At 41.4% G+C, this 19,091-nt stretch carries 17 protein-coding genes; 6 read left to right on the top strand and 11 right to left on the bottom strand.

Features of this window, described 5'->3' with window-relative positions:
* Nucleotides 1–93: 93 nt before the first annotated feature.
* Together B2O97_RS09850 and B2O97_RS09845 are read left to right on the top strand one after the other, a co-directional pair.
* On the top strand, nucleotides 94–2,376 hold the full coding sequence (locus tag B2O97_RS09850) for a GH92 family glycosyl hydrolase (RefSeq protein WP_286767325.1): 2,283 nt from the start codon (nucleotides 94–96) through the stop codon (nucleotides 2,374–2,376).
* 77 nt (nucleotides 2,377–2,453) lie between these two features.
* Nucleotides 2,454–2,780 (top strand): DUF493 domain-containing protein, encoded by a 327-nt coding sequence (locus tag B2O97_RS09845; RefSeq protein ID WP_070563528.1) that lies wholly within the window; start codon nucleotides 2,454–2,456, stop codon nucleotides 2,778–2,780.
* A 281-nt stretch (nucleotides 2,781–3,061) separates the two neighbouring features.
* Here B2O97_RS09845 and pnp read toward each other — a convergent pair whose 3' ends face one another.
* The 8 genes from pnp to B2O97_RS09805 all read right to left on the bottom strand — a co-directional run bounded on the left by pnp (nucleotide 3,062) and on the right by B2O97_RS09805 (nucleotide 10,276).
* Entirely contained in the window at nucleotides 3,062–5,248 is a 2,187-nt protein-coding gene (gene pnp / locus B2O97_RS09840) for a polyribonucleotide nucleotidyltransferase (RefSeq protein WP_075991035.1), read from the bottom strand.
* A 291-nt stretch (nucleotides 5,249–5,539) separates the two neighbouring features.
* Nucleotides 5,540–5,980, bottom strand: coding sequence for a hypothetical protein (locus B2O97_RS09835; RefSeq protein ID WP_286709433.1), 441 nt, complete (start codon nucleotides 5,978–5,980; stop codon nucleotides 5,540–5,542).
* Nucleotides 5,981–5,991: 11 nt separating this feature from the next.
* Nucleotides 5,992–6,585, bottom strand: coding sequence for a CHAP domain-containing protein (locus tag B2O97_RS09830; protein WP_286709432.1), 594 nt, complete (start codon nucleotides 6,583–6,585; stop codon nucleotides 5,992–5,994).
* Entirely contained in the window at nucleotides 6,504–6,890 is a 387-nt protein-coding gene (locus B2O97_RS09825; protein ID WP_286709431.1) for a hypothetical protein, read from the bottom strand. Before B2O97_RS09825 ends, B2O97_RS09830 begins: the two co-directional genes overlap by 82 nt.
* Nucleotides 6,891–6,931: 41 nt before the next feature.
* A complete protein-coding gene (locus B2O97_RS09820) occupies nucleotides 6,932–7,492 on the bottom strand; it encodes a DUF6266 family protein (protein WP_286709430.1) in 561 nt (186 codons plus the stop codon).
* A gap of 93 nt (nucleotides 7,493–7,585) precedes the next feature.
* Complete coding sequence (locus tag B2O97_RS09815) at nucleotides 7,586–8,230, bottom strand: DUF6266 family protein (RefSeq protein WP_153846071.1); 645 nt, start codon at nucleotides 8,228–8,230, stop codon at nucleotides 7,586–7,588.
* Between the two features lie 543 nt (nucleotides 8,231–8,773).
* On the bottom strand, nucleotides 8,774–9,121 hold the full coding sequence (locus B2O97_RS09810) for a hypothetical protein (RefSeq protein ID WP_145327852.1): 348 nt from the start codon (nucleotides 9,119–9,121) through the stop codon (nucleotides 8,774–8,776).
* Nucleotides 9,122–9,253: 132 nt separating this feature from the next.
* Entirely contained in the window at nucleotides 9,254–10,276 is a 1,023-nt protein-coding gene (locus tag B2O97_RS09805) for a hypothetical protein (protein WP_286709428.1), read from the bottom strand.
* A 265-nt stretch (nucleotides 10,277–10,541) separates the two neighbouring features.
* Between B2O97_RS09805 and B2O97_RS09800 the strand changes: the two genes are divergently transcribed.
* The 4 genes from B2O97_RS09800 to B2O97_RS09785 all read left to right on the top strand — a co-directional run bounded on the left by B2O97_RS09800 (nucleotide 10,542) and on the right by B2O97_RS09785 (nucleotide 12,892).
* On the top strand, nucleotides 10,542–11,159 hold the full coding sequence (locus B2O97_RS09800; protein WP_286767324.1) for a hypothetical protein: 618 nt from the start codon (nucleotides 10,542–10,544) through the stop codon (nucleotides 11,157–11,159).
* Complete coding sequence (locus tag B2O97_RS09795; RefSeq protein WP_286767323.1) at nucleotides 11,159–11,782, top strand: hypothetical protein; 624 nt, start codon at nucleotides 11,159–11,161, stop codon at nucleotides 11,780–11,782. Before B2O97_RS09800 ends, B2O97_RS09795 begins: the two co-directional genes overlap by 1 nt.
* Nucleotides 11,783–12,003: 221 nt before the next feature.
* Nucleotides 12,004–12,504 (top strand): MauE/DoxX family redox-associated membrane protein, encoded by a 501-nt coding sequence (locus tag B2O97_RS09790; protein ID WP_286709425.1) that lies wholly within the window; start codon nucleotides 12,004–12,006, stop codon nucleotides 12,502–12,504.
* Nucleotides 12,505–12,523: 19 nt separating this feature from the next.
* Nucleotides 12,524–12,892: a hypothetical protein gene (locus tag B2O97_RS09785; RefSeq protein ID WP_286709424.1), complete on the top strand. Its 369-nt coding sequence runs from the start codon at nucleotides 12,524–12,526 to the stop codon at nucleotides 12,890–12,892.
* Nucleotides 12,893–12,942: 50 nt separating this feature from the next.
* Here B2O97_RS09785 and B2O97_RS09780 read toward each other — a convergent pair whose 3' ends face one another.
* Genes B2O97_RS09780 through B2O97_RS09770 form a run of 3 tightly spaced genes read right to left on the bottom strand, consistent with a single transcriptional unit; the run spans nucleotide 12,943 to nucleotide 19,083 of the window.
* Nucleotides 12,943–14,442, bottom strand: coding sequence for a TlpA family protein disulfide reductase (locus tag B2O97_RS09780; protein ID WP_286709423.1), 1,500 nt, complete (start codon nucleotides 14,440–14,442; stop codon nucleotides 12,943–12,945).
* A gap of 2 nt (nucleotides 14,443–14,444) precedes the next feature.
* Entirely contained in the window at nucleotides 14,445–15,839 is a 1,395-nt protein-coding gene (locus B2O97_RS09775; protein ID WP_286709422.1) for a RagB/SusD family nutrient uptake outer membrane protein, read from the bottom strand.
* A gap of 4 nt (nucleotides 15,840–15,843) precedes the next feature.
* Nucleotides 15,844–19,083, bottom strand: a complete 3,240-nt coding sequence (locus B2O97_RS09770; protein WP_286709421.1) for a SusC/RagA family TonB-linked outer membrane protein — start codon at nucleotides 19,081–19,083, stop codon at nucleotides 15,844–15,846.
* Nucleotides 19,084–19,091: the final 8 nt, after the last annotated feature.

Below are 19,091 nucleotides of genomic sequence, written 5' to 3'. Positions count from 1 at the left end.
ATTTAACGACAATTTACTAAAATAATAATAAAATTGCGCTAAAAGGTTTTATTTACTAATTTTAAGCAGTTTTCAAATACCCGAACAAAACCTATGACAGGAAATAAACTACTCAAAACAGTGTTGGGCACACTAATTTTGCCATTTTTTGCGCAAGCCCAGCAAAATCTTACACAATATGTCAACCCCTTTATTGGGTCAGCGGATCATGGTCACGTCTTTGTTGGTGCAAATGTACCTTTAGGTGCTGTCCAATTAGGGCCTACCCAAATTCCACAGATTTGGGACAAGTTCAACGGATGGGACTGGTGCAGTGGATACAATTACAAAAGCCAGGAAATTTTGGGTTTTACCCATACGCACCTGAGCGGAACAGGTATCGGTGACCTCAACGACCTCATGATCGTTCCAGCCAACGGAAAATTACAATTAACGCCAGCGGAATTCAATAAAATGAATACAGGTTATGGCTCTTCCTTCAAAAAGGAAAATGAGGTTGCCAAACCCGGATTCTATAGCGCTTATTTAGATGACTATCAGGTACAGGCCAACTTGACGGCAACCGAACGTGTTGGCTATCATCAATATCGTTATGAAAAAACAGACAATGCACATATTTTGGTCGACTTAGGTTACCATATCAATTGGGATAAACCGACAGACACCTACATCAAACAGGTTAACGACTCGACCTTTGTTGGTTATCGCTTTTCAACAGGATGGGCAACTGACCAAAAATTGTATTTTGCGATCAGAACTTCCCAGCCGATACAAAAAGTAAGATTTTTCGACGGTAAAGAAGAAAAATTTGGCCAAACAACATTTAAAGGACAGGCAATCAAAGCGGCTTTATTCTTTGATGCTGTTAAAAACAAAACCATCGAACTTAAAGTCGGTATTTCTCCCGTAAGCTCGACCAATGCGCTGAACAACATCAACGCCGAGATTCCAAACTGGAATTTTGAAAAAGTAAAACAAGAAGCCGATCAGCGTTGGAACAAAACCTTAAATAAGATTCAATTTGAAGCCGACAAAGATACGAAGACAATCTTTTATACCGCATTATACCATACCTACTTCGCTCCTACCATCTTCAACGATGCCAATGGCGATTATTTAGGAACTGATAAACAAGTATACGAGAAACAGGATTTTGTCAACCATACGGTATTTTCGCTTTGGGATACTTACCGTGGCCTTCATCCTTTGATGACGATCTTGGAGGACCGTAAAATCAACCAGGATTTTATCAAAACCATGTTGGCGATCTATCAACAACAAGGTAAATTGCCCATGTGGCACTTACAAGGCAATGAAACCAATACAATGGTTGGATTACCTGCGATTCCAGTCATTGCGGATGCCTTCTTAAAAGGGATCATTGACGAGAAAGATTATCCATTGGTCTGGGAGGCTGTTAAGACCACAGCCATGGGCAACGATCATGGTCTGAAATATACTCGTGAACTGACTTACATTCCGATCGACAGCATGCCGAATGAATCTGTAGCATGGGCATTAGAGTATGCGATTGCTGACTTTGGTGCTTATAAAATTGCCGAAAAATTAGGTAAAACAGAAGACGCGGCCTATTTCAAAAAACGCTACAAACTATACGAGCAGTATTTTGACAAAGAAGTAGGTCATTTCGTCGGTAAAAAAGCCAATGGCGAGTTCCGCAGACCTTTCGACCCATTGATGGCCAAACACCGTGAGAATGACTATTGCGAAGGAAATGCATGGCAATATACCTGGTTAGTACCTCAAGATGTCAAAGGTCTGATCAATCTTTTCGGTGGTGAAGATAAATTTTTGAAAAAACTGGATTATTTTACGACCATGTCATCGGATCTTGGTGGTGAAGCTTCTCCAGATATTTCAGGACTAATCGGCCAATATGCGCAAGGTAACGAACCAAATCACCATATCCCTTATTTATATGCTTATGCTGGGCAACCTTGGAAAGGTGCAGCTCTAGCCCGTAAGGCGATGACGGAGTTTTACACAAACAGTCCAGCTGGTCTATGTGGCAATGATGACGTCGGACAAATGAGCGCATGGTATGTGTTCTCAGCAATGGGCTTCTATCCACTGAATGCAATGAGTGGTGTTTATGTCTTCGGATCCCCGATGATGCAACATGCGAACATCAATTTACCAAATGGCAAAACGTTAGCGATCGATGTTAAAAATCAAGGTAAAGCAAATCAATACATTAAATCGATCAAATTGAATGGTAAACCTTATGCTAAGTCGTTCATTACACATGCACAGCTTTTAGAAGGTGGACAGATGGAAATCGAGATGAGTGCTACGCCAAACAAAAACTTTGGTAAAAACAAAGCCGATTGGCCTTCAAGCATTGACAATAATTAACTGAAATATTGTCAGTAAAACATTACTGGATTAATATTTGTTAATACCTTAATAACATATTTAAGGAGAAACAAAACATGGCAGATTACAAAAACATCAATATACAAGATATCCCTGACGGAGGTGATAATCCAAAAGACTTCTATGAAACTTTTAAAGAGCGCTTAGAAGATTTAGAAACATTCCCAAAGGACTATACGTATAAATTTATCTTACCAAAAGATCAGGACCACTTCAATCAGATCCAAAGCGTATTTGATGACACAGGTGCTCAGTTTGATTTTAAGGATTCCAAAACAGGTAAGTATACTTCAATTACGGTAAACTTGAACGTAAAAGACGCCGATCAGGTGATCTACTTCTACAAAGAAGTGGCGAAGATAAAAGGTGTTATCATGTTATAAAACCACAAAATCAGGCTGTCAATTCGACAGCCTGATTTGTTTTCTGATCTACATATAAACCTTACTACTCCCCTATTTCAGCATAACGACATCAAGCCAATAATCGCCGCTAAATCTTTTACTACCATGGTGTAGCTTGAATAGATTAACAACAGCCTCCTCATTTAAAAAATCCAAAATTCGTTTGACATCCCGCCGGGCAGCAAACAGTTCCTAACAGCATTTTCCATAAAAAAAGCCCGCTTAAAGCGAGCTTTTCATATCATTTGAAAGGAATAAACCTATTCTTGTCCAGCACCAGCTACAGGAGCTTCACCGGCAGGTTTATCCTGCTTTGGTTTGTCTTCTTTCGGAGGACGAGGCAATAAGGCTTTACGCGAAAGCTTCATTTTACCTTGTTTGTCGATATCCAACAATTTAACCGTTACTTTATCACCTTCTTTGAAGATACCGTCCATTGTTTCAAGACGTTTCCAGTCGATTTCAGAGATGTGCAATAAACCATCTTTACCAGGCATGATTTCAACGAAAGCACCGAATGGCATAATTGATTTCACTTTACCTTCGTAAGTTTCACCAATCTCTGGTTTAGAAGCGATTGCTTTAATACGACCTACTGCATCATCGATAGCGGCTTTATTATCTGCGAATACTTGAACAACACCCTTGTTATCAACTTCTTCGATCGAAATTGTAGCACCGGTCTCACGTTGCATCTCTTGGATAATTTTACCACCTGGTCCGATTACAGCGCCAATAAATTCTTTATCGATCAACAATTGAACGATACGAGGTGCATGTGGTTTGTAATCTTCACGTGGAGCAGAAATTGTTTTCTTCATTTCACCTAAGATGTGTAAACGCGCTTCTTTTGCTTGATCCAAAGCTTGCGTCAACACTTCCCATTTCAAACCATTGATTTTTAAGTCCATTTGACAAGCAACGATACCTTTTTCTGTACCAGTTACTTTAAAGTCCATATCACCTAAATGATCTTCATCACCTAAGATATCCGATAAGATCGCATACTTACCTGTTTTCTCATCAGAAATCAATCCCATGGCAATACCTGAAACTGGCGCTTTCAATTTCACACCGGCATCCAAAAGTGCCAATGTACCAGCACATACCGTAGCCATTGAAGAAGATCCATTTGATTCCAGGATATCAGAAACAACACGGATCGTATATGGATTTTCACTGTCTGCAGGAAGTACCTGTTTCAATGAACGCATAGCCAAGTTACCGTGACCAACTTCACGACGGCCAGGACCTCTATTAGGTCTTACCTCACCTGTAGAGAATGCAGGGAAGTTGTAGTGAAGAATAAATTTGTTATAACCGTTGATAAAAGCACCATCGATCATTTGCTCATCGTCTTTAGCACCTAAAGTAACCGATGTCAATGATTGTGTTTCACCACGTGTAAATACAGCCGAACCGTGTGCAGCAGGCAAGTAATCCACTTCAGACCAGATCGGACGTACAGTACGTACATCACGGCCATCTAAACGCATACCTTCATCCAAAACCAGGTTACGGACAGCATCATACTGAACATCGTGGAAATATTTTTTAAATAAGAATGCGGTATCATCATCCAATTCCTCTGGCATTGTTGCTCTGTACTCTTCCGCGATTTTTGCGAAGTTCTCAGAACGGTCATGTTTCGCAGAAGCAGATTTTGCAATAGCATAAACCTTATCGTAAGTAGCTGCAAAAATAGCATCTCTCAATTCAAGGTTTTCAGGCTCATGGTTATACTCACGCTTCACAGTTTTACCAACTAAGTTAGCCAGCTCTACTTGAGCAGCAACTTGTTTTTTGATAGCTTCATGAGCAAAAGCAATTGCTTCTACCATTTCAGCTTCAGAAATCTCTTTCGCTTCACCTTCAACCATACCGATATCCTGTGCAGAACCAGCAACAATAAACTCTAAAGTTGCATTTTCAAGCTCAGACAATTTTGGGTTGATCACTAACTGACCGTCAATTTTCGCAACACGAACTTCAGAAATTGGTCCATTGAAAGGAATATCAGAAACAGCAATAGCTGCAGAAGCAGCCAAGCCCGCTAAAGCATCAGGCATAATATCTTTATCTGCAGAGATCAAGCTGATTGCAACTTGTGTATCTGCGTGATAATTTTCAGGGAACAAAGGACGTAATGCACGATCTACCAAACGTGAGATCAATACCTCATAATCTGACAATCTAGCCTCACGACGTAAGAAACCACCTGGAATACGGCCAGTTGCCGCATATTTTTCTTGATAATCTACAGAAAGGGGTAAAAAATCAACGCCAGATTTCGCTTCTTTAGCTGAAACAACTGTTGCAAGCAACATCGTATCACCTTGTTTTAATACTACAGCCCCATCAGCCTGTTTTGCCAATTTACCTGTAGACAATTCGATCTGGGTGCCATTACCCATATCGATGGTTGTTTTAATTTCGTTGTAATTCATTTAATCTTGTTTGCGACATGCTTTTCATCTTGTTGGCAGCATGCCAATATTTTAAATACATTAGATTTCAGCACAAAGGTAAATTAAAATATTAAGATTAATGCAATTAACGGCAGGCTAAATGCGCAAAGCCTGCGCTAAGGCTCAATGGTTGTTATGCAAGCGCCATAATTTTTTGAAAATTTACTTAAAAAGCACCCGAAGGTGCTTTTATAGCTATTATCTTCTTTTGGACCATCTTCTCGTTGCGAAGCTGCCCAACGTAGCGGTGAGCAGTATCTGAATGAAGCCTCAAAAAGTTCTTATTTTCCTACGGCATATAAAAAGTATTACCAAGACCAGAACGAAAGCAATTGCTAATACCCATACTAACGGTGCGAGCCGTGTCATCTTTGTTTTTCTTTCGGAACCAGATACTATATCATCATTACGGACCGTATGAGCCGATCTATTTTCCCCTAAAGTAGTTATCATTGACTCCTTGGCGATCAGTCCGCCCGACCTGGCCATGAAACCACTATCCGGATGAAAGCGAAAAGCGCTGTCTGTCCAGAAATACCAGGTACGCGAAAGACTATCCTTTTTACGGTAACTAAAGTCTAGTGCTTGCTCCCGGTTCTGTTTCACCGATGTATGCTGATTTTCTTCCGTCCGATGCTTAAAAATAGTACAGGAACTTAATATACATAGACCTGCCAATAATATCGACAGATAATTCAACAGTCTTAACATCCTCCCTCCTTTCAGTCCAACCAGTTAGCGAATGCATAAATGGTCACCAATGCCCGTCGTTTGGAAAGCGCCCTATTCTCGACATTTCCTTCGACCGTCAGAATGTATTTATCGTCACTTTTTCGCACGATCCCTACGTGATCGATTCGTCCGAGCTTTTGGTTATATATGGCAAATAAATCTGCTGGCCGCACTTCTCCTCTTCGTATCTGCAGCTTGGTATACCGTCGGGACAGTGGAAATAGAGCGGGGCTCCAGGCATTGCGCGGAAATGATAATCCCGCCCGACTAAAACACCAGGATACAAAGGCCGCACACCAAGAATAACCTTTACCTAGCCCGGTATAGGCCAGGTATTCTTCCACACGCCTACCATCATTATTGCCTGTCATTTCACTGACACCGATCTCAGCGACTGCAATGTCAACAATAGCCGACCGAACTTTCTGCTGCACAGTAAACTTTTCAGGCTTGTCATAGACAGAGCCTAATTCATAGCGATTTTTTGTGAATTCCCGCCTGACTAAAGTATAATCGCTAAAACCCCCAACAAAAAGGAGAGCCATAGAAAAAATACCGAAAAATAGATAATGCACTGTTGCCATGATGTCAATTGATTAAAGTGATAATTAAAGTCCTCTCGAAAATATTTAAAAGGTTTCCATAAGAACTCCTGCAGCCAGAAGCAGCAATAGATGAGCAGAAATGCTGCTAAGACCGCAAAGAACAATACGGAAAGGATGCCGATATCCAAAATACCGGCAGTGGGGTCTATGACCTGCAATAAAAGGCCAGTGCCTATGAAGCAGATCAGGAGACAGGCCGATAGGATACCCATCTCCTGCTTTTTTGTGAATGCCCAGGTTATATCCTCGATAAACCAGCGCTTTTGTATTTGTACTAATTTCATTTGTTAAAATTTGATTTATAAGTAAACTTTTAGATCATGGACTATATAAACAGCCCCAAGTATTGACTATTTGAGAAATTCGCTTTTTCTCGGTCATGTACGATGAGATAAAGATGGATCGGCAGCTTTTCCATGCCATCCGGTAACTGCATGGTCAATGTACCATCTTGTCGTAACGCTACTTCATTATTGATGGCAGCGAGTTCCTCCTCGACCGCATAGGCACAGAGAATGATGGCGTCGTCCGCCCTATCTTGATATAAAACATTTGTAGCACTGTTCCAGACAATGGTAATTTGCTTTTGTTGGCGGTCGACAGAATCTACCCCCAGCGACAGTTTAACACCCGCACTCAACTGTGCTTTTGCGGGATCCACTACAATATCTGGGTAAGTACCTATCATGGCATTTTGCAGTAAACCTGACATAGCCCGACCAATTGCAGTCTTTCTCAAATTACGCTTTCGTGCAGTATACCCCATCTGTATGATATCGTTTACAGGATTGATAAATTTCCGCGCGCGGGCAAACTTCATACGAACTGTTTCTGTTCCATTGACAACAAGCACTTTCCTTTCCTTTTGTTTTGATAATAATTTCATTTTACATTGTTTTAATTTTCATTCCTTAGAAAAATTCATTACATAATCCACATAATATGGCCGGTCCCCCACACCGGCCACATCATTTAATCACTAGATAAGATCATACTCCCCCAAATAGGTTGTACGACTGATCCTCTCGTTTTTTCGATCTGTAAAAAACAGCCAGAGATGCCCCTTTTCACCCAAAAAGTAATCGGGCAGCTCAATATCGATCGTAGCGTCCCCACGCACAGGAGGTTTCGGAGCGGTCAAAAACTCATCCAGCGAAGGCAGATACAGCAGAATATGCACGACATCGTCCAAGCTCCCTTTCTGCATCTGTATTGCCTGGTCCGACCAGCCCATTGTGAGTATCCCGGAATTAACCGATGCATAAACGTTACCGCCAGGCTGCAGACTTCCTGAAGAAATCTTTATCTTAGCGTAATCCAATGCAAAATTTGGATAAGTACCAGCAATAGCAGCTTTCATATTTGCCTGTATTGCTGCATTTACCCCCGTCATCCGTTCACTATTGACCTGCGAAAAACCGACCTCTACAAATGGTGCTATCGGCATAATAAATTTGGCAATCGTGTAGAAGCGTGCTTGTTGGATCAGCTGTGCTTCACTAGCCGGTTTGTTGCTCTTTTTGGAAAGCCCTCTGATATAATCGATACTCTTCCAATGTGCGCCTATTACCGATCCAGCTTTACCGCTGAATCCACCATTGACGCCTTTTCTAATTGTTCCCATGTTGTAAATTTTAAAAGTTAAAAAACATGTAAAAACTTGACTGATACCGGTATATCTTGCTTTACATCAACAAACATAAAACAGAAAAAACGCATTTTCAAGGGCTGAAAAAGACTAGTCCGATCACTGTCCGCCCCCCTATGTGGATCTGTCTGAACAGCTCAGATAAATGTCCATTTGCTGTCCATAGAAGATAATCCTCTGTAATCAGAAAAAGCCAAGGCTTACTCTTGTCGCCTTCGATTTTGATCTGCAACTGGTTCGCCTCTCTTTCGGCTTTTGCCTACAACCCGCCCACACTTTACCTACTCTCCGCCTTCTAATCGGTAGGAAAAACGTAGGGCATCCGTAGGGAAATTGTATTGCCATTCCGAAAACAGGCCGAACGAATGCCGAACAAGGGACGAAGCAGGCATGAAGAGGAGAAAACCAGTAGGAACACAGGATGGTAAAGAGAGATGGACAAATACAGCAAGTAGGGCCCTTGCTATAAAATGAAACAAAAGAAAAATAGAAAAACGAAAGAAGAAAGAAAATGAAAGATTAAAAATCGGATAGATTATGGTATTTTTTCTTAAATAGCACCATATCAGCGTGTAAAAAATACTTGCCCGTATGATCCTTTTTATAAGCAAGGATCATCCCTTGTTTCTCGCAGCGGTAGAGTGTTTTTGCAACGATGCCGACATAGCTGCAGACTTCTTTGCTATGTACAAGCTGTATTGGAGGATCGGGCAATTTACGCTGGATCAATGCGGTCACCTGTTCCACGGACTGAACAATCTGGTCAACAATCAGCCGGCAGGCATTCAGCAGACAGGGCGTCTGGCATTTCTCGGGTTTCGCCGACAAAGCAAAGCAATTAACACAAGGTAATTTTTCACTCATCATTTTGGATTTTTGGAGCAATCGCCTCCCATATCTTATCGATCTAGTCAAAAATTGCTCGGATTTATAATTTAGTTACATGGTTTTATCAGCTTTTCCAATCCGACCAGCCTATATACCACTGCGGTTGTTCCTTTACATCTTCATGACCTTCGCTCTGTAGTCCTCAACCTGCTTGGACAGCTTTTTCATCAACTTGGTTTTTACCAGTTCTGAGCATTTATTGGCCGGATTAGACCTTCCTCGTAAGGCCTGAAAAGTAAGATCAAGATACGTTGAGAAATCAGGATCTTTGATACCGACCGATTGAATCATAAATATTTTCAACATGGCTTCAGCTGGAATGTCATCTGAACCAGTAAGCACAAAGCTTTCCCGCATCACAGACTCGAAATAATACAATTCTACAGTCCCCCCGTGCATTTTTTCACCTTTGGCAACCATTGTTTTGATATAATCGACAAGGCTGTCGATCTGGCCGAGCAAAAGATCCAAGGTTTTCTGTTTTTCAAACTTGCCAAAGAAAACACTTTCAGCTAGTAATCGTAATAGTTTTTCAAAGGTAAATCCATCCCAAATTTCTTCGCTGGAGATACTACCATAGGCCGCAGAAATCGCTTTAAAATGTTCGCTCAGATTTAGAGGTTGTATTTTCTTCAAAAATTCCTCAAATGTGATATCTAGTTTCACAATATGATAATAATAGGTGTAGATTTTAAAATAGGCGAGTTCCTCAAACGCCATCAGATGTACTAGCGGCACTTCCGTACATGTCATTTTCAACCATGCATGATCACCTTGATTTTGGAGTTTTTCAAATTCATACCTCAAATTTTCGATGTAATGCTTGAGTTCCATAAACTCTCCGCTCAACAGAGGCAGATAAGACACATCAGTTAGTTTTACCTCCAGGCCTGTATGGTCACTTAAATGGTTTTCCAACCGTATTGCGATATCGTCCAATGAGATCTTATAATGCCGTGCAAGACGATAAAACTCCGGCAGCGTAAGGTAGGTGTCCCCACGTTGCCGATTTCTTAAGGACCTATTTTCAATGCAGAGCAGCTGCTCTAATTCCTTGATCAGCTCATTAGGATTTTCGGTTCTTTCTTCGATAAGATTAAACAGTATTCGTTGAATATTAACGTCCAGTTGCATAATTCATGATTTAAAACACTTCAGGTTAGTATAACACTAAAATAAGTTTATAAACCAAAAGAACAAAGTTAAACCCTAAAGAAATCCTATTTTTAATATAGTTTTCGGCTATTTGGTAAACATTCCTCCAAGGAAAGCGATAATCATCGCTCGCTGGTATTTTTCATACCAAATCAATTAATCACAGGAAAAACAAATACCTTTTAACGAAACAGGTCATTCTGTAATTTAGTAATGAGTACTTTATACTTACATAACTGAGCCAATGTATAATCCTAATATGAATGATCTGTCCGTTATTAAACAACATTTGTTATCCCATTTTATTTATCTCCTAAAGGATACAGGGATTACTAGGCTCCACGATGAGGAGAAACTTGCTAATGTGCTCAAGATACATTACCTCTCTCCCGGACAGCGTATAGAACAGCCCGAGCCACAGTTGTTTATATTGATCCATGGACTTCTTAAAGAATACGACCGTTCGTCACGCAAGCGAGAGCCCAGTTCTCTTGTTCAGCTCCTGATGCCCGATACGATATGGCTTTACAATCAGTCGGCATACCATTTTAGAACCAGGGCCCTGATGCCAAGCTGGCTGCTGTCGTTAGAACCGTCCTATTTGCATTATATTCTCAATCATCCAAAGAAGTTGAAGTTGTGGCTCGAAGAGCATGAACTGCGCTACCGTTCAAAACACTATCTTTCCGAATTTTTAAAGACCCACTCCAGTTCGGAAGATCGAATTCATCTTTTTTTGGAGGAGTATGGTCCCTACGTCGACTTTCTTAGCGACAACGAAATCAGTCTATATGCTGATATTAATAGCAAGGCTGTACATAAATTACGTGAAATAGCATTTTTATACCAAAGATTTGATTGATGGGCACTTACTATTCTGCGAAAGAAATGCTGTTGAAATTTCAAGGCTATTGGAAGAAGTTCCATCCTGAACTTGGTGATTTTCATAAAAATTGGCTGTTAAAAAATGGGCAGGTTCGACCTATGGTAAAAGGCGAAACCTTGGTCGCTGCCGAAGATCGGCAATCGGCCATTTATATTGTTCTGGCAGGTCTGCTTGTCAAACAGCGTTATTGTCCTCATCGAAATCGGTATAATATCATGAACGTCGCCTTGCCACATATGGGAATTTTCACAACCATCCATTTTTACAGCAAAAGCCCGGCATTGGGCGACATCAGCTGTCTGCGATCTGGCCTGGTGCTGAAAATCCCCTACAAAGCAGTCGTCCCCTACCGGCAAACTGAAACCGCTATCGATACCCTGGTCAACTTATTGATCAACAAACAGAAACATCAGCTCGACCATCTTCGTGTGATGGGCTCGATCCCTAATGTGACAGAACGTTATTTTTATTTTGGGGACTATCTACCCCATCTGTATAGCGCCCTGAATATCAGGGAGCAGTCTGATCTTTTGCTTATTTCAGAGAGTTCGGTCCACCGGGCCAAAAGATTATACCTAAAAAGGAGATCGAAAAACTGAATTTACTGTCAAGCTGTGACAGACTTTGGCCAAAAATCCCGTCCTACCTTTGAATTAAACGAAAGAAGAAAAAAATGGAACGGATCAAAAATTGGAACAGCTATCGATTGAAAGTTTTCCCGCAGGGCGGTAAGGAAAAAGACTAACCCGGAAACCCATCGGCTACAAGCAGGTGGTTCCTCAGCAAACAGAAAAACATCACAATCAAACAAAACAAGCTTATGGAAAAGCGGTTCAATAGCACAGTGTATCAACAGGGTCAGCCTGCAAGCTCCACAAAACGCGGTAGTTCAATCCGCTCGGGTGCGCGCTGGGTTTATCATCGCCTACCTGACCTGATCATTTATGGCTATGCCTTTCTATACATGTATACGGGCTGGGTCAAGTTCAATAACATAGCCGCCTTTATCAGGGGCAATGGCAAGATCCCCCATCTGGGTCAGTATGCGAAACTAATCGGCTATGGCATCCCTTCGCTGGAGATTATGCTGGCTATTCTGCTTATAGTGCCTGGGTCTCAAATCAAGCACTTTGCACTGTGGACTTCGACCCTATTAATGGCTGTATTTACCATATACCTCAGTCTGATGGTTCAGTTTGTGGAGAAAAAGCTTTGTCATTGCGGTGGTGTCATCGAATCAATGGGCTGGAAAACGCATATCGTCTTTAATATCATCTGGCTGATCGCGGGACTCTATGCCCTCAAAAGAACAAAATTGTAAACATTTAAAAATTAACCCCATGGGAACAATTAGAAATTATGGGAAAGTGCTACTTGGAGTAGCCACACTTGCGGCAGGAGCTGGAATGGCGCAATATGCCCAAGCGCAAAATGCAGCAAAAAAAGCAGCCGATCAAACGGCAATGCTTCATGCAACAACAACAGGAAAGGCAACGATGCGTTACTGGGTCAATGACCAGGCAACTGGCAAGTACATCGAAGTAACTACTCCGCCAAATCCTATTGAGAATTGTCAGGAACCAAGTCCAAATGACTGTGTCGTTCAATCTGAGAATGCTTCATTGCCTTCGACATTAGACTACAGTCAAGCGACTCCGACAAATGGTGTACAACCACACCCAGATTCAAATAAGGCCTTTTACCAATAGTATTTTGGATCGAAGACAGCAGGCCGGCAATTATTTGCCGGCCTGTTGCATTAAAGATTCTTTTCCATTAACTCAATTAATGCCTTCCCTCCGTCTAACCTCGGATCTGGAGGCCCCGATGAAATAATATTCCCTTTTTTGTCAATAAGCAGGAGCTGCGGCGCGCCTTTAAAATTGTAATGTTTATAGAATGGATTATCATACCAAGATGTCCCATAGGTAGAGAGTTTCAATTGCTCGGGCTGGCTGTATTCTTTGGTCTTCAATCCATTTATCCAGCCCTTTCTGGTTTTATCAACGCTGAGGCTTATAAAAACAATATCCTTTATTTTTTTTGGTTTAAAATGGTCTATAATTTTGCGCATTTCTTTGTTCATATACTTACAACCAAAACATCCGTTAAACCAAAGATCAATTAAGACCATTTTACCTTTAAAATCCTTTAGCCGATGTATTTGCCCTAATGTATCGGGCAGGCTAAAAGCATATGCAGGCACATTATTTCCCGTTTTTGACTGCCACCTTTCAAATAGATTCTTTATAGTAGGATCCTTTAGCATTTTAAAAATACTTGCCGCCGTATCTTGTACGCCGGCTTTCCGATCAGCGAGATTTATTGTGGTTGCAGTCAATAATGCATCCCGTTGTTTGTTTGCAGCTATACTAGTAATCGTTTGAAGTATATCCCTAAATTCAAAATCCTGGGCTATTTTATCAGGATATTTTGTATAAGCGGCACGGCTTTGCTCTCTTTCGAAAAGATATTTGATATAAAGTGGCGCAAATGCAGCCAGATCATTATCATCTCTAGGGATTTGAGATAGCCAGTTTAGAAATCCTTGTTTAAATTGCGAAAAGTCAAATCCTCCTTTTCCCTTATCCAACCATAACTGCGAGCACAGTATCAGATAAGCACCTCCGATCGTATTGTATTTTATGATTTGGTATACCGAGTCGGTCAAATCATTTTTATAAAGGTCAAGGATAGCCAGCTTTGTTTGCAGATTTTTATCAATCAATCCAATTAAAGATTTTACGTAATCACCGCTATTTTTGCGTTCTTTCTGACGAAGCAATGGTAAAATAGAATTTCTCGGAAATATCTGGTTAGCATATATAGCCTGCTGGCAGTTCATCCTGTCCTCACCTCGTCCAGAAAAAATAATATTATCATCCGATATATCCATATGTAAGCTATCTCCGGCCTCCATTAGATAAAGTGTAAAATTATTATCCAGTGCATTCAGATAGTTGTATTCCTGTTTAGGACCCTCAAGTTTAAAGCTTACAAAAAGTTTAGAACTCTTAGGCTGAAAGCTAAGTTGAAAACGACCATCCGCACTGATTTCGCTTTTGTAAGATGTCGAAAATGCAAACCAATTTGGCAATGCATATTCATCGAGCACAATCACATTTAACTTGGTCCCCTTTGGTAATTCTTTTGAAAAGCGCCCTGCAATGGTGATATCGGACTGCGCTTTTACTGTCGGCACCATCCCGGATAGACAGCCGATAAAACATATTATTATTTCAAAAAAGATTTTTCTCATGATTACTTATTATTTGTATAGAAAATAGATTCATTGGTTGGTATTGGAAATGCAAATCGCGGAGAACCTGCCTCGAGTACGTAAATTTCATTTCCCAGCTTCCTGCTAAGGGATATGTTGGCACCCTCTTTATTGAGCCGCCGGATATCGTCCCATCGTAATCCTGCTCGCCATACTAATTCTTTCCGTCTTTCTATCAAGACTTTCTTTAGGGCTTCATCCTTTGTTAAAAAAGTTCCCATTGTGAACGTCCCAGTTTTATATCTTTTAGAAAGCAGCTTAAATAAATAATCCTTACATGTCCGTAGATCATTTCTTCTGGCGGCGCATTCCCCTTTAATCAGATATACTTCATCCGTAGCCAATCCAGAATAAGGGAAACGGGAAGAGCCACTATATCCCCGTTTTGTCTTGATGAGTCCGTTTGTAGCATTTTTAGAAAAGAAAATAGATTTTCGAAGGTCATTATCAGCGTATAAATTATACAGTTCAGTATCAATACTCATATTTTGTGTACTAGCATACAATACCAATGAATAATTGCGCCCAACGGTTGAATACAGCATTGACTCTTCATTGTCTAGCGTAAAAGGTGCCGCTACGGTTAAGCTAATTGTATTATAATCGATCAGCTTATCGTACAAGGCAAGACAGCTATCGGCATATTTTTCGGCCAACTCATAATTCCGCATACTCAGATAGATGCGGGCAGCCAAAGCGTAAGCTGATGGCTTGTTTGCCCGGTTTCTATCAGCTGTAATGGGTAAATCCAATAATGAAATGGCACGGTTTAAATCGAACAAGATCTGATCATAATTTTCTTGAACAGAAGAACGTTGTACTACTTCATCAACATTAGGAGTTCGTTTTAGCGCGATCCCAAGTTCCTGTTGTGAAGAAACTGCATCATAGGGTGCTGCAAAGTTTTTGACCAGATCAAAACATGAAAAAGCCCGTGCAAAATAAGCCTGCCCTAAAATATGGTTATATTTTTTTCTATCTGCAGCGGTATTTTGGAGATTTTCCATCCCTGTGATAATCGAGTTTGCATAAAATATGCCCTCATAAGGGTAATTAAAATCTTCTATACTCGTCTGTCCACCATACTGATCGTCGGACCAGATATAAACATTTCGTTCCAAATTTGATTGAGCCAACCAGTCTTTTTCCTCCGGTATATTACACTCGTCCGAGGCCAGGAACGGGAGTGCTGATGTCTGATTTATCCGAGGATAATCCAGCATTTGCTGAAAATCGTCCAATGTTTTGGGCGATACAATATCTGTCGAGGGCTTCACATCAAGAAAGCTATCCTTACATGAAGTAAGATATAACGACATAAATAACAATAGAAAAGAGAATCTTGAAGTAATGTTTTTATTTATATTCATCATCATTTCCTTAGAAGTTTGCATTTAATCCAACACTATAAGCACGGGGCATAGGCATTAAAGGAGAATCAGGATCCTGCCCCTGCTTATTGGCTTTCCAGAGCAATCCAATATTATTTCCATAGACAAAAATCTGGAGTTCACGGATTCCAATCCTGTTGATAGACCTGCGATAAGCCAAACGTATGTCTTTCAGGCGAACAGCACTGGCATTTTCGATCAATGCTGCTCCATACCTGTAAAGACTCTCCCGATTGCTGTCGAAGGGGTACGTCATAGCAGGTACATTCGTCCACAGCTCATCACCGGGCTGCCGCCAACGCTTACCATAATCAGGTTGCCTATAATTGGTCAACAATTCCGAATAATTTAGCGACTCCCGTCTATACTTATGACCAGCTTTAAAAACGATATTGAAGCTAAAGTCAAAGTCTTTATAATGAAAAGTATTCATCAGGCTTCCGAAAAATGTCGGTGTAGCTACACCTGAAGAGATCAGGTTGTCGGTATTTGAACTACTTATCATCGCGCTATAATTTTGGCTTTCCACTCCATCCAGTTGGCCAACCGGGTTTCCAGTTCCATCCAGTCCGAGGTAAGGAAAACTGAACAGCGCATACAGCGGATGGCCTTCCAATGGATTGATGTAATTGCCGGTCACAATATCGAAGTTGTTACTTTGCTTTGCCTTATAATTTGTGATCCGATCTTTCACCCAGCTCAGCAACGTCATAGTTTCCCATTTTAATTCTCCGATCAGGTTACGGCTATTGACTGTTATATCCCAGCCCCTGGTCACCATATCAGCTGCATTTCCCTTGATGGAGACCACACCGGTCTGCGGAGCCAAAGGGCTGTTGGCGATCAGATCCGTACTTCCTTTGCGGTAATATTCGATAGAACCTGTCAAACGTTTTGCTGCAGTCTCAAAATCAAGTGCCATATTCCAGATCCCCACTTTTTCCCAGCGCAAGGAAGGATTAGGTGGATTTGAGATTTTCAAATATCGGTTACCAAAGCTGTTGATACCCGTTCCCGCCAATGTCGTGAGGTAAGCCGATACGGATTTGTCCAGATTACCATTGTAACCATAGGAAGCCCTTAGACGGAGTATGGGAATTGGGTCAAAATGATAAAAGTTTTCATTCGAGAGCTGCCATAGGCCACCAATAGACCAGAGCGGTACTCCTTTCTGGTTTGTTTTGACCCCAAACAGATTGGACTCATCCCGTCTGGCACTGACCGAAAGCGTATAGCGGCTGTCATAACTATAGGAGCCATTAAAATAAACAGAACGGTTGCGGTCTATAGCTCCCCGATTACTTACGCGCGCTGCAATACGGCTACTTCCGTAACCATAAGACTGCGGAAATTCTGTAGCAAAATCCATGGCATTGTTGCCCGATATACCGGTTTCAGGATCATATCCATATCGTCTATCGCTCGATGATACCGTATTATAGTTCCTGATTTCATAACCTGCCAGCGCATGGATATCATGTTGACCAAACTTTCTATCAAAATTTAACTGCACCCGCCCCGCTTTATTGGTAAAGGCACTGTTGTCTTCATCTAAGATATCACCCAAGGGAATGGGGCGGATTACCTGTCCTGTACTTTTATCGATCTGGGTAAATGAATTGATCAGATGACGTGTATAATACGATTCTGATAGATAGTGGCGTGTATTATTTTGTGTTCCTTTTTGAAACAGGTAATCCGCAGAGAATTTTAAGCCTGTCATAATTTTTACCTCAAGCCGATGGTTTAACCGATAGTCAATTCCGCTGATCACACGGTCGGCGTCCAATTCATTGGCCGGATAGTATGACCAATCCAACAGCTTGTCCCTATCGATTCCATCCACAAAACTGGCACGCAAGTCTTTCACTGTAGCCAATGGACTGCCGCTCTCATCATACATACGCTCGTAAGGGTATCGTGGCGTGAGATAAGGCGAATTAATAGCCCTGTTGTTACTCTCTGTAAAGAAAATATCTGAAGAAATAACCAGACGGTCTTTCCACAGGTCAAATGAATTTTTGGCCGTCAATGAATAGCGCTGGTCCAATTGGTTGACTATGCTCCCCATATTCCCGTCATATCCACCCGAAAGATAATAACGATATGCAGTTCCCCCTCCACGTACGGAAACCGCATACTGCTGATTTACTGCCGATCGATATACGTGATCTGCAATATCCTGCCGGCCGTCATAACCGCTCAGCCGGTCGACCAATGAAGCCGAATCTGCTGCCGAGATCAGCCCCTCTTTTCGCTGTTGCAACATGGCGACTATAGGCGATATGGACGAGTAACCATCAGTGACATTCCAGAAATACCCCTTATCAAATAAAGAAGTTTCCAGTGCAATATAATCAGAAGACGATAGCTGTGGCCTATAAAAGAGATCCGGTTTTTGTGATAGAGTCAGATTGGAAACGAGATTTACCTGCGTTTTTTGACTGGCTCCTTTTTTAGTATTGATAACAATCACTCCATTGCCCGCACGCACTCCCCAAATAGAAGCAGCCGCTGCATCTTTAAGCACGGTGATTGTCTCAATATCATTCGGATTGATACTTTCCAAGGAACCTTCATACGGAAAATTGTCCAGGACGATCAAAGGGACCTGATTACCATAGATGGTACTATTGCCCCGTATTGTTATGGGCGAACTACTTTCCGGATTTTTGTTGAATACAAGACCATTTGTGATCCCATCCAATCGATCTAGTATATTGGTGCTAACAGTCCGATTTAGTATTGCGTTATCAATCTGCACAAAACTCCCTGTCGCCCGTTCTTTGGGAATCTTTTGGTAGCCTGTAGAGACCACTTCCACCTCGTCCAGTTGATTTGCCAGTGGTAACATTTTAATGTTCAACAATACCCCAGCGACATATTCCGTTTCTAAAGCCTTATACCCTACATAGGTAAACTTCACTTTACCCTTTCGGTACAGTACGGGCAGGCTAAAGGTGCCATTCTTTTTAGACGAAACGCGACTATTTTCCGCTTCGATGTGTACCGATACCCCTTGCAGTGGTTTGCCATCCGCATCGGATGTGACGGTCCCTTGTAGGACTAAGTCCATTGGCCCGTTAGCCCCGCTGTCCTTGCGGGGCGTCTGGGCTGATAAACTAAACATAGAAACGAATAGCAATACCAATGGTAGGGCTATTTTTATCATTGTATGGCGTGCGCCCCTATCCGATAAGGCAGACACAAGATTTGATTTGTTTGTCATCTGCTTAT

The sequence above is a fragment of the Sphingobacterium sp. UBA865 genome, from assembly GCF_002295765.1.
Classification (GTDB): Bacteria; Bacteroidota; Bacteroidia; order Sphingobacteriales; family Sphingobacteriaceae; genus Sphingobacterium; species Sphingobacterium multivorum.
This window is presented reverse-complemented; position numbering and strand designations above follow the sequence as displayed.

What these genes read in the sequence shown, in the direction of transcription:
- B2O97_RS09830 (WP_286709432.1), bottom strand. Translation starts at nt 6,585, where the DNA reads ATGGCAACAGTGCATTATCTATTTTTCGGTATTTTTTCTATGGCTCTC.
- B2O97_RS09810 (WP_145327852.1), bottom strand. Translation starts at nt 9,121, where the DNA reads ATGATGAGTGAAAAATTACCTTGTGTTAATTGCTTTGCTTTGTCGGCG.
- B2O97_RS09850 (WP_286767325.1), top strand. Translation starts at nt 94, where the DNA reads ATGACAGGAAATAAACTACTCAAAACAGTGTTGGGCACACTAATTTTG.
- B2O97_RS09770 (WP_286709421.1), bottom strand. Translation starts at nt 19,083, where the DNA reads ATGACAAACAAATCAAATCTTGTGTCTGCCTTATCGGATAGGGGCGCA.
- B2O97_RS09845 (WP_070563528.1), top strand. Translation starts at nt 2,454, where the DNA reads ATGGCAGATTACAAAAACATCAATATACAAGATATCCCTGACGGAGGT.
- B2O97_RS09835 (WP_286709433.1), bottom strand. Translation starts at nt 5,980, where the DNA reads ATGTTAAGACTGTTGAATTATCTGTCGATATTATTGGCAGGTCTATGT.
- B2O97_RS09805 (WP_286709428.1), bottom strand. Translation starts at nt 10,276, where the DNA reads ATGCAACTGGACGTTAATATTCAACGAATACTGTTTAATCTTATCGAA.
- B2O97_RS09785 (WP_286709424.1), top strand. Translation starts at nt 12,524, where the DNA reads ATGGGAACAATTAGAAATTATGGGAAAGTGCTACTTGGAGTAGCCACA.
- B2O97_RS09820 (WP_286709430.1), bottom strand. Translation starts at nt 7,492, where the DNA reads ATGAAATTATTATCAAAACAAAAGGAAAGGAAAGTGCTTGTTGTCAAT.
- B2O97_RS09775 (WP_286709422.1), bottom strand. Translation starts at nt 15,839, where the DNA reads ATGATGATGAATATAAATAAAAACATTACTTCAAGATTCTCTTTTCTA.
- B2O97_RS09780 (WP_286709423.1), bottom strand. Translation starts at nt 14,442, where the DNA reads ATGAGAAAAATCTTTTTTGAAATAATAATATGTTTTATCGGCTGTCTA.
- B2O97_RS09795 (WP_286767323.1), top strand. Translation starts at nt 11,159, where the DNA reads ATGGGCACTTACTATTCTGCGAAAGAAATGCTGTTGAAATTTCAAGGC.
- B2O97_RS09790 (WP_286709425.1), top strand. Translation starts at nt 12,004, where the DNA reads ATGGAAAAGCGGTTCAATAGCACAGTGTATCAACAGGGTCAGCCTGCA.
- B2O97_RS09800 (WP_286767324.1), top strand. Translation starts at nt 10,542, where the DNA reads ATGTATAATCCTAATATGAATGATCTGTCCGTTATTAAACAACATTTG.
- pnp (WP_075991035.1), bottom strand. Translation starts at nt 5,248, where the DNA reads ATGAATTACAACGAAATTAAAACAACCATCGATATGGGTAATGGCACC.
- B2O97_RS09825 (WP_286709431.1), bottom strand. Translation starts at nt 6,890, where the DNA reads ATGAAATTAGTACAAATACAAAAGCGCTGGTTTATCGAGGATATAACC.
- B2O97_RS09815 (WP_153846071.1), bottom strand. Translation starts at nt 8,230, where the DNA reads ATGGGAACAATTAGAAAAGGCGTCAATGGTGGATTCAGCGGTAAAGCT.